The sequence below is a fragment of the Psychrobacillus sp. INOP01 genome (assembly GCF_018140925.1).
Classification (GTDB): domain Bacteria; phylum Bacillota; class Bacilli; order Bacillales_A; family Planococcaceae; genus Psychrobacillus.
Map to the genome: position 1 here is coordinate 2,634,797 of NZ_CP073315.1, position 16,136 is coordinate 2,650,932.

The following is a 16,136-nucleotide window of genomic DNA, read 5'->3' on the forward strand; positions in this document are numbered from 1 at the left end:
GTTACAGGATAAAAGTATAAAAAATACTCTGCAACAAGTGTTTAAAACATTTTCATGTCATTAATTCCTAATTATATGTGTGATGAAGACAATAGATATATTTTTATAATATTGAAGATCTAGAGGAAGAGTAAGTGTTAACTCAATAAAGAAGGAGGGAGCGCCCGAAATTGTATCTTCGGGCGCTTATTCTATGAGTAGAAAAGTATCTTTTCTTAAGTTATCCAAAAAGGCACTAATCTTTCTCTAAAAGTTGTAGAAGGGGGACGGACAGACAAATGTCATAAGATTATCGAAAAAAGAGATGCTGGTCGTGACGTCAGTCACGACTAGCATTTCCAAAAAATATAGCAATAAGTCTGTCCAAAGCCTACTAATAACGTTAGAAATAGCTTTTGATTTTAAAGAATAGGGTGTTTTTTTTTTTGCCCGGTTTTTCTTAGTCACTGGGTCCATGCTAGAAAATAATTGTATATTTATGTCACGATGTGATATAGTCGTAACGTGACATAGTGGAGGTAGAAAATTGGAAAAATTACTAAAAAAATATATACCGATGACCGAAACTGCGTTTTATATACTACTTTCTTTAACAGAGCCATCCCACGGCTACGGTATTATTAAACGTGTGGAGGAATTGACAAACGGTAGATTAAAGCTAGGTTCAGGAACGATTTATGGTACTTTAACAAAAATGCAAAACGACGGAATGATTATCGTATTTTCAGATGAAAAACGTAAAACTATTTACGAAATTACTCAGCTTGGTAAGAATGTGATGCTAGCAGAAATTGCTCGTTTAAAAGAATTACATACAAATGCCTTACGCTTAGAGGAGGAATTCAAATGAAAAAAATGAGGTGGCTTTGGAGCTATCGGATTGATTCGACCGAAATATGGCTCGAGGATTTAGTAGCAAAAGGATTTCATCTAAAGAGTCTTAACCGTTTTTCAAGTGTATTTACGTTTGAGCAAGGGGATTCGATAAAGAAAAAAGTACGCATTCATTACGGTGAAAAAACCCTTGCTCCTAAGCTTGCATCTGCTGGTTGGGAAAGTGCGGTAATTTCCGATAAGTGGCAAGTGCTCACAAATGAGAACCAGCAGATTTCCATTTATCCTAGTAAGGATCAATTATTCAAGCGCACTCGATTGCATGCTTATATGTATATCTTAATCTCAACCTTCTATTTATCATTTTATTTATCATTTTTATTTATATTTGGCATTATTCTTAATATTTTTAGTGAAACTCTTCAAATTGCTCCACTAATAGTGCCTATAATTATATATACGGGACTAATCGCGTTAACGATTTTCGTATTTAAAGCTTATCGTAAATTTGAAAAACAGTTTCTCGGTACTGATGTCATCAAAAAGTCTGGAACGAAGAAAATCCGTAGAATTCGTCCTGGTTGGATGTATGAGCCATTACGAACGACGGTTTGGCTCGAGGAGATGGCACAACGTGGTTATGAGCTTGAATCAGTTTTTGCAACGATTTTTACATTCCGTCCAAAGGGAAAAAATAATATTGCCTATGAGGTTGCGTTTGAACCGAAAATTAATGCAAATTACTTTCAGCTTCACAAGGATTTTGGATGGGAGTTAAAATATACTTCCAATATTACATGGCTGAACTACACCATTTGGGGGATGCCGTATGAAGAAGAGGAAGTTAAACCTGCATTTTCCTATGATGAGCTAGAAAGAAGAAAAGTCGCTAAAAAGGCTTTCCTTATGAACTGTGGAATGTCTGTATTCATTTTATTTATTTGCGCTCAGTCTATATATATGAATACCGTCACAATTGACCGACCCTTTTTGGACTGGTCGTACATGGGGGTTATTCGTATAATGCTTGTGGTTATGAGTGTGTTTTGGCTTTTTATGTTTGTCCGTATTGTTTTAGGCTATCGAAAAGAATTGCAATTAATTAGTAGTTAAGAATTTAGATGACTTCCTCCTTTAGAATTATTTAATTATTTCCGTTCACAAAAAAGACAATAATTATTGACAATTATGTGAACGTGATGAATAATATAAGTATAAAGGGGTGTTATAATATGGAAACTTACGTAAAAATGCTGCACGCTACTAAATTTGTCGGGGCTACTTTACTTACAATAGGAATTGCTATCTTTTTATATGGATCATTAATAAGCGAATTTAGTACGATTATGGGCATTGGGATTGGTGTTGTCATGGGAGCAGTTTTCATCTTTTTAATCGGAATGATTTTAGTTGCTTCGGAAGAAATGATTCTTAACTCCAATAAATGCAAAAAAGAGAGTGTCTAAAATTGTTACGGGTTTTGTTACCTATCACAAGCATTCAAAATATAATCTAAAATGACTATCAAATTGTATATCGATTTGATAGTCATTTTTTGATGCTATTATTAATCGTTAAAATAAGTACAGAGATTGAGAAATAATATACTTAAACTAAAGGGGCAGATTACTTCAAGAAGAGGACATTATGCTTCAAGGCATTTTTGTCAGACATAATACATACCTTCTTAACAGGAGGGATTATTTGTTAAAAAAGATATTGATTATTACTGGAATACTTATAGTGGGAATAGCATTATTTAGCCTGTTAAATAAGCCTTTAGAAGTTGATACTGCTGTTGCAAATAAAGAGGAACAAAAACCTACAGTTACTAAAGAGGAACAAAATATATCTACATTGAATAGGGTAAGTGAAAAGCTTCATGAGAAATATGAGGAGTTTGTTGTAAAAACTACTTCAAAGAAAGAATTGGTGATACAAGTTGAAGTGAATGAAGGAGATTTTAATTTAGTAAAAAAGGATATGGAGTCCATTGTAAAAGGTGTAATTAAAACCTCCACATTAAAAGACTACATAGTTGTTGTAGAGAAACTAGATTTATCTTTCATTACTGAAGAAGTTAAAAATATAAACAAAGAACTTGTCCATTTAACTTCTACTTTAATGACAGGTCTTAAAGTTTACGATGAAATCGGAAATATAAATACTGATTTTCAAAAATCCATTACCGTTCAAACGTCGATAAAAGGTTTAAATAAAGATGCACTTAAGTTAGCAATTGAAATTGAAGAGACAGTAAATGAAATCTTACATTCTAAAGAACTAAACTCTATATCTCATATTGACTCATATGAAGTTTTTATATTGAATACCAAAGGGGAAGTAGTAAATTAGTCAGCTTACAAGGCTAAACAGTCTTTACATCCTTTCTTATTAAGCTAACGGTGGCGTTGATCCAACAAGGGATTAACGCTTTTTTTATTGAAATTGTTGAACTATATGGTTACTTTATTGTTATACGCAACGTACCTATTTTTGTATATAGACAATATATTGAAATATAATTTCATACTTGAGATGTATTTAATCTCATCCTTGGGACTTACGCAAATTCATTGTTAAATTGCTATATTGATAATGTGAGAGCAGAACTTATGGACTAAGGGTACAGATTAATTAAAAAAACAGCAGATGGATTTGTATTTTACAAAAACAAAACAACGTACTTAAGTTAAGTGGATTAATGTAAAGAGGTTGGAGAAAAAAACAAAAATTTCTTCAAAAAAGACAAAAAATACATAAGCAGAAAGGCGTCCTATGAAAAAAATAAAAAAAATTGGAATAATTTTAATAATATTATTAGCAGTGGCACTTTTTTTCCCGACATGGACTCAAGATATAAAAGGTGATAATAGTATTAGTATATTAGAACAAGTCAAGATAAATGGAAGCAGTCATGAACTTATGATACGCGGTAATGATAAGAACAATCCTGTTATTATTGTTGTACATGGAGGACCTGGAACTCCAGAAATACCATATGTCGATAAATATCAAGATTTACTGGAAACCGATTTTACGGTAGTACATTACGACCAAAGAGCAAGCGGCAAATCATATCATTTTTTGGAGGATTATTCTAATCTTTCAACAGATCTATTGGTAGAGGATTTGTTAGCTATGACTGATTACATATCAGAACGTCTAGGAAAAAATAAGATTATATTGATGGGCCATTCTGCTGGTACATATATTGGAATACAAGCTGCTCATAAAGCCCCTGAAAAGTATGAAGCATATATTGGTATTGGACAGATGGGTGATACACTAGAAAGCGAGATTGACAGTTTGACCTATGTTATTAATCAGGCTCAAAAGGATGGCAATATAGATGATGTTTTGTATTTACAAGGTATAACTGAACAAATTAAAAATGGCGATACTGTTACCCCGAGAAATTATGTTATGAAATATGGTGGGTCTGCAAGACTCATTGATGACCCAGGTGATAATATAAGTGTTTTATTAAGCAGTGAGTATAACTTATTGGATTTAATACGTTATAACTATGGGATGGGATTTTCCCAACAGAAGTTGTTAAAGGAAATATTAGAAAATCCATTACCTAATATTGTAACTAAACTTGAAATTCCTTTCTATTTCGTCGCGGGTAAATATGACTTTATGACTTCATCTAATGCAGCGAAAAATTATTTTGATATGATTGAAGCCGATCAGAAGGAATTTATATCTTTTGAGCAATCCGCTCATTATCCACAATTTGAAGAAAAGGAAAAATTTTATGAATGGATGTCTAATACATTTATAAAATAAATGCAGATTTTCGTGCAAGGCTTATGCCTATATAGAACGTCACTAGTATAGTTTCACTGAGCTATATAAAAAGGAGGATCGAGACTGTAGCAGTCAAGATCCTCCTTTTTTATATAGCTAAAGTTTGTACAAAGCACTCTGAATACGATAGAAAATAAAGAGCGCTTCTGCTTTTTTTACATATCCCAAACCAATACAAGTAGTGTACCAAAGATAGTTATTAATGCAATGAGAAGGGAATAGTAGATATTTAGATAGATAGAACCTTTATCTTTAGACTCTCCAGCGTGCATAAACACAACTATCTGTAGCCCAGCTTGAACGAAAGCAGTTATTAGTAGCACTGTCATTCCTACTGTGTAGGACATGTCAGTAAAGTAAACTAAAAGCGCTACGACAGTTAGGACTAATGAGAATACAAAGCCCATTACTTGTTTAAGAGGGAATAATTCTTTCATATTACATCATTCCTTTCAAGTAGATGAAGCTAAAGATGAAGATCCAAATAATATCTAGGAAATGCCAATAAAGTGAGAAAATAAACGATTTATTGGCTGTTTCTGGAGTTAGCCCCCGTTTTTTAATCTGTATTAGTATAAATAATCCCCAGAAAAATCCTAATGTTACATGCAAACCATGCGTTCCTAAGGTCGTCAACAAAGCTGCAGTAAATGCACTAGTTTGTAGTCCTGCACCAACATGTACATAATGTGTGAATTCGTAGATTTCAACTCCTAGGAAAGCTGCTCCTAAGATTAATGTGACGATAAAGAATCCCATTGTAGCTTTTTTCTTATTCAATCGCATGGCATGAATAGCAAGCCCAATAGTAAAGCTACTTGTTAAAAGTAAAATAGTTTCGATTAGAACTGGTGTAATTTCAAAAATGTCAGCACCAGTTGGTCCATTGCCAGTACGATTTTCCAATGTGAAATATGCGGTGAAAAGTGTTGCGAAAAGCATTATTTCCGCACCTATGAAGATCCAAAAACCTAGGATCTTCAGGTTGTTTTCTTCCGTACTATATTCAAGTGGAAGCGAGTTATCTACCTTCATTTTTTAGCACCTCGCAATCTTGTTTCTGTTTCTTTAATCTCTTCGACAGAAATATATCTTCCATGGTCTTTCTCAAATGAGCGGTAAGCTAAACAAGCTAAAATACCGATTAATGTGATGATTGCCAGTGGCCATATGCTAAATATCATGGCAAATCCAAACACAAAGAAAATACAACTCATGATAAATGGTAAACCACTGTTATTTGGCATATGAATTTTTTCTATTTCGCCTTTAAATAACTCATGTCCATTTTTCTTCGAGTCCCAGAATGGTTGTGTAGATTCAACCTGTGGCGTAATCGCAAAGTTATATTCTGGTACTGGTGTGTGAGTAGCCCATTCAAGCGAACGCGCATCCCATGGGTCATTACCAATATTTCTTGGAGAATAACGAATACTATAGTAAATGTTATAAACAAGAAGAGCAAAGGCAATTGCCATAATTGCAGCACCGATAAATGAAACCATATTCATTGCACTAAAACCAGTAGATTCAGAGTACGTATACATACGACGTGCCTGACCATCTAAACCAGTAATATACATTGGTATAAAGGCTAATACAAAGCCGACAGAAAGCAACCATGCTGTCCATTTACCAAGTCTCTCATTCAACATGAAGCCAAAGATTTTTGGCCAATAGAATGTAAGACCAGCAAGCATTGCATAAACTACTCCAGGAATAATTACGTTATGGAAGTGAGCAACTAAGAACATCGTATTATGATATTGATAGTCAGCTGCAGACATCGCTAGCATTACACCGGTAACTCCACCTAAAGTAAACAGTGGGATAAAGAGCATCGAATAGAGCATTGGTGTAGTAAACTCGATTTTCCCTTTCCATAAGGTGAATAACCAGTTAAATATTTTAACTCCGGTTGGAACAGCAATCGCCATAGTTGTAATAGAGAATATACTGTTTGCTAATGGACCTTGACCCATTGTAAAGAAATGGTGAGCCCATACGAAAAATGAAAGTAAAGAAATAACTACCATCGAAGCAACCATTGACTTATACCCATAAAGATTGCGTCGTGCAAACGTTGAAATGATCTCACTATAAAGACCAAATGCGGGTAATATCAAAATGTAAACTTCAGGATGTCCCCATACCCAGAACAGGTTAGCCCAAAGCATATCCATACCACCATTATCAGTAGTAAAGAAGTTAGTTCCGAATAATCTATCCATGGTACCCATTGCTAGTAATACCGTTAATACAGGGAAAGCAAAAACGATAATGACATTGGCGATGAAAGCAGACCATGTGAACATTGGCATTTTCATAAGCTTCATGCCAGGTGCTCTCATTTTTAAAATAGTTGTAATAAAGTTAATACCAGTCATTAATGTACCGATACCAGCTATTTGAATCGCAATCATATAATAGTTCGTCCCAACAGACGTACTAAATTCGTTACCTGCAAGTGGGAAGTAAGAAGTCCAACCTGCATCAGGTGATCCACCTACTATGAATGAGATGTTGAATAACCCCATACCCATAAAGAATAACCAAAAACTTAGAGCATTTAAGCGTGGAAATGCAACGTCCCGTGCTCCAATTTGTAATGGTACAAGGTAGTTAAAGAAAAATATAATGAATGGCATAGCCATAAACAAGATCATAACTACTCCGTGTGTGGAGAAGACTTCATTGTAATGTTGTGAATCTAGAAATGTATTTTCAGGCATAGAAAGTTGATAACGCATCATTATTGCATCTACGCCACCGCGGAACAGCATAAGCAATGCTGATAGCAAATACATGATACCAATTCGTTTATGGTCAACAGTCGTTATCCATTCACGCCATAGATAACCCCATTTCTTAAAGTAGGTGATCCCTACAACTATTGCAAGCATAGTTAGGCCAATGCCAACCATGGATGCATATATTAAAAAGCTTGGATGTGGTACTGCAAAACGATCAAAGAAATCCATGCTTTGTCACTCCTTTCGAGAATTTATGATACCTTTTAATGATTTGTGTGTTCGGAATGTTCAACAGAATCTTGAGATTGGTGTTCGTTATGCTGTTCATGATCTGATTCTTCCGTATTGTTATCAGTAGAACCATGGTCATGCTCTGGCGCAGGAGAAAACTCTAAGTGGGTTCCTGTATAAGTAGAACGCCCAAGATGTCCAGGCTCTAATAGTTCTTCGAATTTTTCCTCTGTAAGTGGTGAAGCAGTTTCATGTACTTCCTCTACCCAATCTTGGTAATCCGATGGTGTCATAGCCGTAACTTCAAAAGTGTTTTCTGCAAATCCTGCTCCACTGAAGTTAGCATTTCTACCACTAAATTCTCCAGGTGCATCGGCTGCTAAGTGTAAAGTGGTGACCATATCAGACATCGCGTATTTTTGCCCACCTAACTGTGGAATCCAGAAACTAGTGATGGGTCCATACGAATACAATTTAAACTCAATTGCGCGGTCCGCAGGAATGTATAAATAGTTAACTGTTTCAATATTTTCTTCCGGATAACTAAAATGCCATTTCCAGTTAGATGAAGAAGCATAAATAACTAGAGGCTCTTGATCTTCGTATCCCGCTGGAGTTGCTTCGACTTCATAGTTACTTTTTACGGAAACGATAGATAAGAAGATAACTATTAAAATAGGAATACCGATACAAATTGCTTCAACAATTGGGCTTCCTTCAATATGTGGTGGCTCGTAATCTTTCGGTTGTTTAGAAGCACGGTATTTTATTAAGACAAACACTAAAATTGCTAATACGACAATAACTATTCCTAACATAAGCCAGATAGATAACATAATATCGTCAGCCTGTGTTTTTGCTTGCGGGCCTTTCGGATCTAAAACTAGTAATGGTTCACAACCGGTTAACACGGTGGAAATAGTGATAACCATCGATAAAAGGATCCATTTCATTTTTAATTTCATAGTTCTACCCCTTCCCAGAATATTTATATAAACGAATAGAAAACAGATGTTGTGTCTGTATGCCTCTATCTTATTCCCATGAATTGAAAAAACAAAATGAAAAAAAGCAACTTCACAAAACGTTCATGAAGATGTGAACAAATTAAAGTAAATTAGTAACGTAATTGTGAAGTATAAGGGGATATATGGGAATCCAGGAAAAAACGCGCATGCCAAAAGGCTACAGAACAATTATGTGTTGTTCTGTAGCCTTGGTTTGGTTAATGAATCGCTTCCTGTTATATCATTTTTAAAAGGGCTTCCCTTCCAATCATGCCTTGAATGATACCGAGTTCTTCCGCTTCGTAGGTTATGGATTCGAGCGGCGCATCCAAAAGCTGAGAAATTGTTTTTACTCCAACAGCTCTTCCGGCAACTACCTTCCTATCTTTCAATTTTTCATTTAGTAGTGCAACGTCTAAAGCACCGCACATTATATACCCTTTATCACTGGTGACAACGAGTAAGTTCGTTTTAGGCAACTCTACAGAAATCGATAAAAACGTATGTCCCTCAATATTAATTGGTTCTAGGTTAATCATGACTAAGTAGTCCTCCTTTTCCTATCTCATTAATTTATGTAATCGATAGAAAAAGCGTGTTTATTTTGGTATTAAATCAGCAGTTCGTCATTATAGAGATTTTACTTATTTGTATTGAAAGAATTCATGGAAGGGTTCTTTAGGTAGGTTTTCTAAATCCAATTCGAATTCATACCATTTCCGTTCGTCTTTTGTCATATTAGTTATTATGAAAGGGATATTATTATCCTGCGCAATTTCTTTTATTTGATTGCCTACGTGAAGGTCATGTTTGTACAAATTTTGAAACCTATAGAGTACGTCCTCATTTGAATCAGATTCTATTCCCATTGTCCAAGATATATGTGTTTCGTCACTTTTATCGCTTAAACGAGCATAGTTAACATAAGGGTCTATATAAATTCGAGTGACATTCTCCCAAGGAATAGATTCTTCTACACCATCCCATTTATTTGTGATCAAACCTCTATCTGCATGGATTCCTCTATAATCTTCCCATAGAACATACAAAGAGGTGCCATATGTAATAAGGGTAATTACTATTAATAGATTAGGTATCCATTTTCGACGTATATCCGAACTAAATATGCGTATAGAAACAAATAATATTAGAAATAGCATACAACCAAGAGAGATACCTCCTCCATTAACTGAGGAAGTTGACTCAAAAAGAATGAATTGTTCGTTAAAAGTTTCTGATTTTAATTGTTCATAATGTGTGTAGCTAAAAAATAGAAGAGGAATGAGCAATGCAACAAATGCATAAGCGAAAGACCATATAATTACTTTCTCTTTGAAAATTATTAAAGTTCTACGTAATCGATGTCCTATAAGATAGAGTGGAAAGCTGACTAAGATTATGATTAGTATGTATGTTAGAATATTCTCTGGCAAACTTTGCAAATTAACATAAGCAATAACAATACTTAACCCTATAAGAATTATTCCAATTATTTCAATTATTTTTTTCATTAACTCACCTCAATTATTTTACGAAATGAAATTAAAGAAAGTTTCAATATATGTAATGGTAAATAAAAAAGCCAGCCCCGATATATCTCATATCTGGCTAGCTAAAAAGTGTTATAGGTATCCTTTTAATCCTAAATTTTCTGCTGCCTTTATCTCTTTTTCCATTTCTTCTATGCTTTTTGCACGTTGTTCATTTTTCTTTTCAATTCCAGCAAGGTCTTTTGCTGGTGCGTATTCCCTCGCTATTTCGGCTGCTTCCATATGTCTGATTGTTTTCTTAAGTCTTTCTTCACTATTCGAACGATCATTAGGGCCACGTCTGGTTTTAGGCATAACTTTTCCTCCTTATAATTTGAAGCTTTCAGAAAATAGTGTTCCCGAAACTAATAAAACTATGAGCTACCATGTTAATCCACGAGTGAATAATTGTAGGGTAAAGTTGCCATAGTAATCCTAAGAAAGATGAGGAGGACTTAAAAATGGATCATGTACAAAGTAGCTGGAAAGAAGATACCGTTCTTGGTCAATTGCACAATTCCGTGGATAATGTAACATTTGCGGTGGGTCAAGCTTTAACAAATCCTTCAGACCGGGCGATTCAAAATGCTGAGGATATGATTGAACGTGCAAATCGTTCGGTTAAAATGGCGCTAGAAAGCAGAGGGGAATTGGAGCCGATTAGTCAGCTTCAAGAGCAATTGAGGCAAAGTGTAGAGAAATTTAATACAATACAGTAAATTATTAACGATAAAGTATACGAAACCTACCGCCATTTACTTTAGGTGGTAGGTTTTTGTAGTTAAGAGATTATGGTTTTATACTTATAGTAGCAGCACCTACTTCATAAGTAGAGTACTTTTTATTATAAAAAAATGATAAGATTAACTTACTGAATATTCAAACGTAAGTTGAAGGGGTAGAGGAAATGCAAAATAAGTATCCGAGGAAGCTTAATGAAAGAATATATTTAATTGATGGATTTGATATGGGTGAGTCTGAGCGCACAGGTACATATGTAATTGATGAGCAAGAGCTTACAATAGTAGAAACTGGACCAAGTCCTTCCGTAAAGTATGTCAAAAATGGATTGAAATCATTAGGATTTTCACTAGACCAAGTAAAATACATAATCGTTACACATATTCATTTGGACCATGCAGGAGGAGCGGGGCTTCTATTAAAGGAATGCCCTAATGCTCAAGTAGTTGTTCATCCAAAAGGAGTAAGGCATCTGGCAGAACCAGAAAGACTGATAGCTGGAGCAAAGGCTGTTTATGGGAATAAGTTTGAGGAATTATTCGATCCTATCATTCCGATTTCGCAGGAGCGAATGATTAAAAAAAATGATGGGGATATATTAAAGATAGGAGAAACTTGTATATTAAAATTTTTTGATACTCCTGGTCATGCTAATCATCATTTTAGTATTTATGATCCGATTAGTAATGGAATGTTCACGGGAGATACGGTTGGTGTTCGCTATGAACAACTGATATTAGATGGTGTGACTTTCTTTTTACCATCCACCTCACCAAACCAATTCAACCCAGTTGCTATGCAAAGGGCAATAGAGCTTTTTGTACAAATGAATCTTCAATATATCTATTATGGACATTTTGGAGTAACGAATTCTCCCAAAGAAGCACTTTCTCAAGTTTCGATGTGGTTAAATATTTTTATGACAGAAGCAGAAGTTGTATACGCGGAAGCAAAGGGATATGATGAGCTAGCAAATAGACTAGATAAGTTAGTGAAAGAACACCTGAAAAATCAAGGTATTTCAGAAAAACATGATGTATTTAGACTAATTAAATTAGATTTAGAAGTAAGTGCTATGGGAATGATAGATTATTTAGCAAAAAGAGAAAAGGGATGAGCAGAGACTTGAGATAGTCGTTAATTTTTGTAATTACTGAATTATCCTTATAAACTTATAGGTATATTTGTAAAGAAGAAGGGGAAATTTGGTGGAGTTCTTTTTAATCATCTTATTATTATTGGTCATTATTGGATTATCTAATTTTATTAATCATTTTTTACCGTATATACCAGTACCATTAATTCAAATTGCACTTGGGGTTTCGCTTGCAGCTTTACCTTTAGGAATAAATGTTGAGTTAGAGCCAGAGCTGTTTTTCATTCTTTTTATTGCCCCATTGTTGTTTTATGACGGAAAAAATGTTTCTAGACATGAGTTATGGAAGCTACGTAAACCGATTTTAATGCTAGCCCTTGGACTAGTGTTCTTAACCGTGTTGGTCATAGGATATTTAATACATTGGCTTATACCATCAATTCCATTATCTGCAGCATTTGCGCTAGCGGCTATCTTATCCCCAACAGATGTTGTGGCAGTCGGAGCCATTTCTAGTCGTGTGAAAATACCTAAGACAATTACTCATATTCTAGAAGGCGAGGGCTTGATGAATGACGCATCTGGATTAGTTGCGTTTAAATTTGCAGTTGCAGCGACTGTAACTGGCGTTTTCTCCCTTGTGGAAGCAAGTGTAAGTTTTGTGCTAATAGCATTAGGCGGGTTTCTTGGAGGTGCGTTTCTTGCCTATTTGATCATTCGTTTGAAATTGTTCATCCGTCGATTAGGTATGGAAGATGTTACGCTTCATATGCTTATCCAATTACTAACACCTTTCGTAATTTTTTATATAATTGAGCACTTTCATCTATCTGGAATTCTTTCGGTTGTAGCTGCCGGTATTGTACATGCCATTTTCAAAGATCGTGAACAGTCACCCGCTATACAATTACAATTAGTGTCAAAAAGCACTTGGACGATAGTTATATTTATTTTGAATGGGCTTGTATTTGTTCTACTTGGATTACAAATTCCTAGTGTTTCACAAGAAATATTTGAAAGTCCATTATTTAATAATTATCAAGTAATTATGTACATTTTTATCATCACTGCAGCTCTACTGATACTTCGTTGGCTTTGGATTTATGTAGCTTGGTGGGTTGGTCGGTTGATGAAAGAAAAGAATTTACCTAAGCCATCTATTCGATATGTTGCTATTACGACTATAGCGGGGGTTCGAGGTGCGGTTACTTTAGCCGGTGCCTTTACAATTCCATACTTTTTAGCGAATGGTGATGTTTTCCCGCAGCGGGCTTTGATAATTTTTATAGCAGCTGGAGTAATTCTATTGACACTTGTCCTAGCTAGTATTGTCCTTCCTTTACTGGCAAAGTCGGAAAAAGGAAATATGGAGGAAGCTAAAGAAGAGATGGAAAGATTGGCTATTCTTCGAACGGCAGAGAGGGCAATCAGTACACTGCGTGATTTAACAAATGAAGAAAATCGTGGAGCAGCTGTCTCGATTATTGCTAATTACAATCAAATTAGAAACCAGCTATTATTTGTAAGTGAGGATGAAGCACACCGTATAAAAGAGTTAGAAACATCAACTCGTATGAAAGTCTTAGAAGTTGAAAGTGACTATATAGAAAAATTAAAAACAAATACCAAAATTGACCGCGAGTCCCTTTACTTAATCGAAGAGCATATTCATCGAATGCGTGTAGCTGTAACTAATCACTTACTATATAGATTGCTACTTGTTTGGACAGTTATTAAAAGAGGATATTATAATATTTTGAAGATATTCATGCATAAAAAACGCGATACAATCAAAGTTCGTTTAGCAAAAGGCAATAAAGTAGTGAGTTTTAAAGTAGAAATGGCAAAAGCTGCTATTAAATATCTGAGGGACACGATGACATCTGAAAACGAGGTAGTTAATGTACAACTTATTGGAGAGTACAATGATATGATTGTTAAATTTAAGTTAGCCAATAAACTAACCGATTCTGGTCATTATATAAGTATACAAAGAGAGCTTCGTGATCAGGCTTTTCAGGCAGAACGTGATGAAATTCAATACTTGTATCAAAATGGTGAAATATCTATGGAAATAACTAGGGAAATGCGAAGACACATAAATATTCGAGAAGCATATTGGATGGAGGAAAACAGTATCCATTCACATTAAAAGAAAAGCGCTGAAATCCTGAGGCGACACGAGAGATAAGACGTTGGAGCTAAACGGAAAATGACTAAAAAGCATATAATTTCTTTTGTTTCTACAAAACGTATCGACTAAAGTCGGTGCGTTTTTTCACGTAAAAATGCTTTTATGAAGTTAATTTAAATTAACAAAATTTAATCATTATTTTTTCTGTGTAATCCTTAGATGGAAGGTGATACTACGAAGAGTTAGACGAAGGAGGAAGGTATTATGACGATAAATAAAGATATTGAAGCATTAAAATCATACGTAAGTGTGGATCGAAGTGTTTTGAGTATTTATTTGAATACAAATCCGGCTGATCCAGAGCAACTAAATGGTGCTTGGGGGATTCATCTAAAAAGTGGTTTGAAGCGTATCGGAGAGTATATAGAAGCTTCAGGTGATGAAAAGGAATTAAAAGCATTTAATCATGTAAAAGATAAAATAAAAAATGAAATGGAAAAAAATTCATTGGAGTTACGTAAAGGGGCCGTTATTTTTGCTAGTGCAAATGATGATTTATGGTCTGTTCATTATGTGCAAGTACCTGTAAAAAACAATTTCTATTGGGAAAACCACCCTGTTACAGAACAACTGGAGTATATGTATAAAGCATATCCAGAAGCGGGTATAATCATGCCTAGCTTTGGAGAAGTTCGAATTTTAGACACAGCATTAGGATTTGTTCGGGACGATGTAACATTTAAATTTGATCCAGTATCCGAAACCTGGAATGAAAAAGTTAAATTGGATAGTCGAGGAAGACGCGCAACAGCAGATAGCAAAACAGCTGTATTAGACACAAAATATAGATCAAATGCGAGTACCTTTTATAAAGGGATGAGAACAACCATTGAGCAGTTAAAGAAAAAACGAGGTTGGCGGGAGTTTCATGTTGCAGGTGAGGCAGAAATGGCGAATGCATTTACAGAAACATTAAGGGATTCACCAGCAAGCTGTATTTACAAAAATTTAAACAACAGTAAAGCAAATGAAGTGATTCATCAAATTCTAGAAAAGTAAATTCCAACATACTTGAAAAATATTAACAAAATTTTCGGCTGTATTTGATGGTATAAATGATGAAAAAATACACAATATAAGCTTACAAGGAGGTGAACAACATGCCAAACAACAATCAACTTGTAGTACCAGGCGTTAAACAAGCTCTTGACCAAATGAAATATGAAATCGCTCAAGAATTCGGTGTTCAACTTGGAGGAGAAGCTTCAGCGCGTGCTAACGGTTCCGTTGGCGGAGAAATTACTAAGCGTTTAGTAGCTCAAGCCCAATCACAAATGAATGGAAATCAATATAGCTAATAAGTATTTGGCCGGTGGAAAAATTCCACCGGCTTTTTTCTGCACTATAGAAAAAGCAGAGGAAATTAAAGCAGCTTTTTAATGTTTAACGAATTTCGGCAATACATTAGCCTTAACGGTAAATCTTGTTTCAACTTCCTTTGACAATTAACCAGCGCTTTGGATAGATAAGCAACGGCGAGCAATTTCGGATTCTAATAGTTCTAGAAAGTCTGGACATAGCTTTAGCTTTTTAGCTGTTAAATAAGACTCGATTAGAAGATCGTCAGACATTTTACTCATAAACCTTAGCACCTCCGTTTTCATTAATTAGTATGGAAAAATATATATGCATGCTTCTGTGTATGTAGGTGTAACAAAATTTAATAGGTTCACGACTGGCAATTATTAAGACTAATAAAGTAAAGTAGTTTCAGTTATCTTTCTAAGACTAATTTAACAAATATTGAGCTTAAGAACAACTGTTCTATTATCCACAGGTATAAGTGGATAATATGTTAATAAGTTGTTAGTAGTAGTGAAAGACTTATATATATCAGTGTGAATTATGTGTATAAAGTTATCCACATTTCTTATAAACTCGAATATTGTCGAAACATTTCCCTAAAAATCATCCAAAATAAGGTTCTAATAACAT

General features: G+C 34.7%; 18 protein-coding genes. 10 read left to right on the plus strand and 8 right to left on the minus strand.

Features of this window, described 5'->3' with window-relative positions:
- The first annotated feature begins 556 nt into the window (after positions 1-556).
- The 5 genes from KD050_RS13255 (at position 557) to KD050_RS13275 (ending at position 4,629) form a co-directional block, all read left to right on the plus strand.
- Entirely contained in the window at positions 557-850 is a 294-nt protein-coding gene (locus tag KD050_RS13255; RefSeq protein WP_211896301.1) for a PadR family transcriptional regulator, read from the plus strand.
- A complete protein-coding gene (locus KD050_RS13260; RefSeq protein WP_211892819.1) occupies positions 847-1,947 on the plus strand; it encodes a DUF2812 domain-containing protein in 1,101 nt (366 codons plus the stop codon). The genes KD050_RS13255 and KD050_RS13260 overlap by 4 nt, the downstream gene beginning before the upstream one ends.
- Before the next feature lie 119 nt (positions 1,948-2,066).
- A complete protein-coding gene (locus KD050_RS13265; protein ID WP_211892820.1) occupies positions 2,067-2,300 on the plus strand; it encodes a hypothetical protein in 234 nt (77 codons plus the stop codon).
- Between the two features lie 238 nt (positions 2,301-2,538).
- Positions 2,539-3,189 carry a hypothetical protein gene (locus tag KD050_RS13270; RefSeq protein WP_211892821.1) on the plus strand — a complete coding sequence of 217 codons (651 nt, stop codon included), beginning with the start codon at positions 2,539-2,541 and terminating at the stop codon, positions 3,187-3,189.
- 423 nt (positions 3,190-3,612) lie between these two features.
- Positions 3,613-4,629 carry an alpha/beta fold hydrolase gene (locus KD050_RS13275; RefSeq protein WP_211892822.1) on the plus strand — a complete coding sequence of 339 codons (1,017 nt, stop codon included), beginning with the start codon at positions 3,613-3,615 and terminating at the stop codon, positions 4,627-4,629.
- Between the two features lie 176 nt (positions 4,630-4,805).
- Here the strand turns inward: KD050_RS13275 and qoxD are convergent, their stop codons facing one another.
- The 7 genes from qoxD to KD050_RS13310 all read right to left on the minus strand — a co-directional run bounded on the left by qoxD (position 4,806) and on the right by KD050_RS13310 (position 10,485).
- Positions 4,806-5,087, minus strand: coding sequence for a cytochrome aa3 quinol oxidase subunit IV (qoxD, locus tag KD050_RS13280; RefSeq protein WP_211892823.1), 282 nt, complete (start codon positions 5,085-5,087; stop codon positions 4,806-4,808).
- A gap of 1 nt (position 5,088) precedes the next feature.
- Positions 5,089-5,685, minus strand: a complete 597-nt coding sequence (gene qoxC / locus KD050_RS13285) for a cytochrome aa3 quinol oxidase subunit III (protein WP_211892824.1) — start codon at positions 5,683-5,685, stop codon at positions 5,089-5,091.
- The gene (qoxB, locus tag KD050_RS13290) at positions 5,682-7,631 is read right to left on the minus strand and encodes a cytochrome aa3 quinol oxidase subunit I (protein WP_211892825.1); all 1,950 of its coding nucleotides are present in this window, start codon (positions 7,629-7,631) and stop codon (positions 5,682-5,684) included. Before qoxB ends, qoxC begins: the two co-directional genes overlap by 4 nt.
- Before the next feature lie 35 nt (positions 7,632-7,666).
- Positions 7,667-8,599 (minus strand): cytochrome aa3 quinol oxidase subunit II, encoded by a 933-nt coding sequence (gene qoxA / locus KD050_RS13295; RefSeq protein WP_211892826.1) that lies wholly within the window; start codon positions 8,597-8,599, stop codon positions 7,667-7,669.
- A 278-nt stretch (positions 8,600-8,877) separates the two neighbouring features.
- Entirely contained in the window at positions 8,878-9,180 is a 303-nt protein-coding gene (locus tag KD050_RS13300) for a YunC family protein (protein ID WP_211892827.1), read from the minus strand.
- A 105-nt stretch (positions 9,181-9,285) separates the two neighbouring features.
- On the minus strand, positions 9,286-10,152 hold the full coding sequence (locus tag KD050_RS13305) for a hypothetical protein (protein WP_211892828.1): 867 nt from the start codon (positions 10,150-10,152) through the stop codon (positions 9,286-9,288).
- 111 nt (positions 10,153-10,263) lie between these two features.
- Positions 10,264-10,485: an apurinic/apyrimidinic endonuclease family protein gene (locus KD050_RS13310; RefSeq protein WP_211892829.1), complete on the minus strand. Its 222-nt coding sequence runs from the start codon at positions 10,483-10,485 to the stop codon at positions 10,264-10,266.
- 146 nt (positions 10,486-10,631) lie between these two features.
- On the opposite strand from KD050_RS13310, the gene KD050_RS13315 reads away from it, so the two are divergent.
- From KD050_RS13315 to KD050_RS13335, 5 genes are all read left to right on the plus strand, one after another.
- Positions 10,632-10,889: a hypothetical protein gene (locus KD050_RS13315; protein WP_211892830.1), complete on the plus strand. Its 258-nt coding sequence runs from the start codon at positions 10,632-10,634 to the stop codon at positions 10,887-10,889.
- Between the two features lie 188 nt (positions 10,890-11,077).
- Positions 11,078-12,028: an MBL fold metallo-hydrolase gene (locus KD050_RS13320; protein ID WP_211892831.1), complete on the plus strand. Its 951-nt coding sequence runs from the start codon at positions 11,078-11,080 to the stop codon at positions 12,026-12,028.
- A gap of 91 nt (positions 12,029-12,119) precedes the next feature.
- Positions 12,120-14,159 carry a Na+/H+ antiporter gene (locus KD050_RS13325; RefSeq protein WP_211892832.1) on the plus strand — a complete coding sequence of 680 codons (2,040 nt, stop codon included), beginning with the start codon at positions 12,120-12,122 and terminating at the stop codon, positions 14,157-14,159.
- 246 nt (positions 14,160-14,405) lie between these two features.
- A complete protein-coding gene (locus KD050_RS13330; RefSeq protein ID WP_211892833.1) occupies positions 14,406-15,200 on the plus strand; it encodes a VLRF1 family aeRF1-type release factor in 795 nt (264 codons plus the stop codon).
- A gap of 101 nt (positions 15,201-15,301) precedes the next feature.
- A complete protein-coding gene (locus KD050_RS13335; RefSeq protein WP_211892834.1) occupies positions 15,302-15,499 on the plus strand; it encodes an alpha/beta-type small acid-soluble spore protein in 198 nt (65 codons plus the stop codon).
- Positions 15,500-15,646: 147 nt separating this feature from the next.
- Here KD050_RS13335 and KD050_RS13340 read toward each other — a convergent pair whose 3' ends face one another.
- Entirely contained in the window at positions 15,647-15,781 is a 135-nt protein-coding gene (locus tag KD050_RS13340; protein ID WP_211892835.1) for a sporulation histidine kinase inhibitor Sda, read from the minus strand.
- Positions 15,782-16,136: the final 355 nt, after the last annotated feature.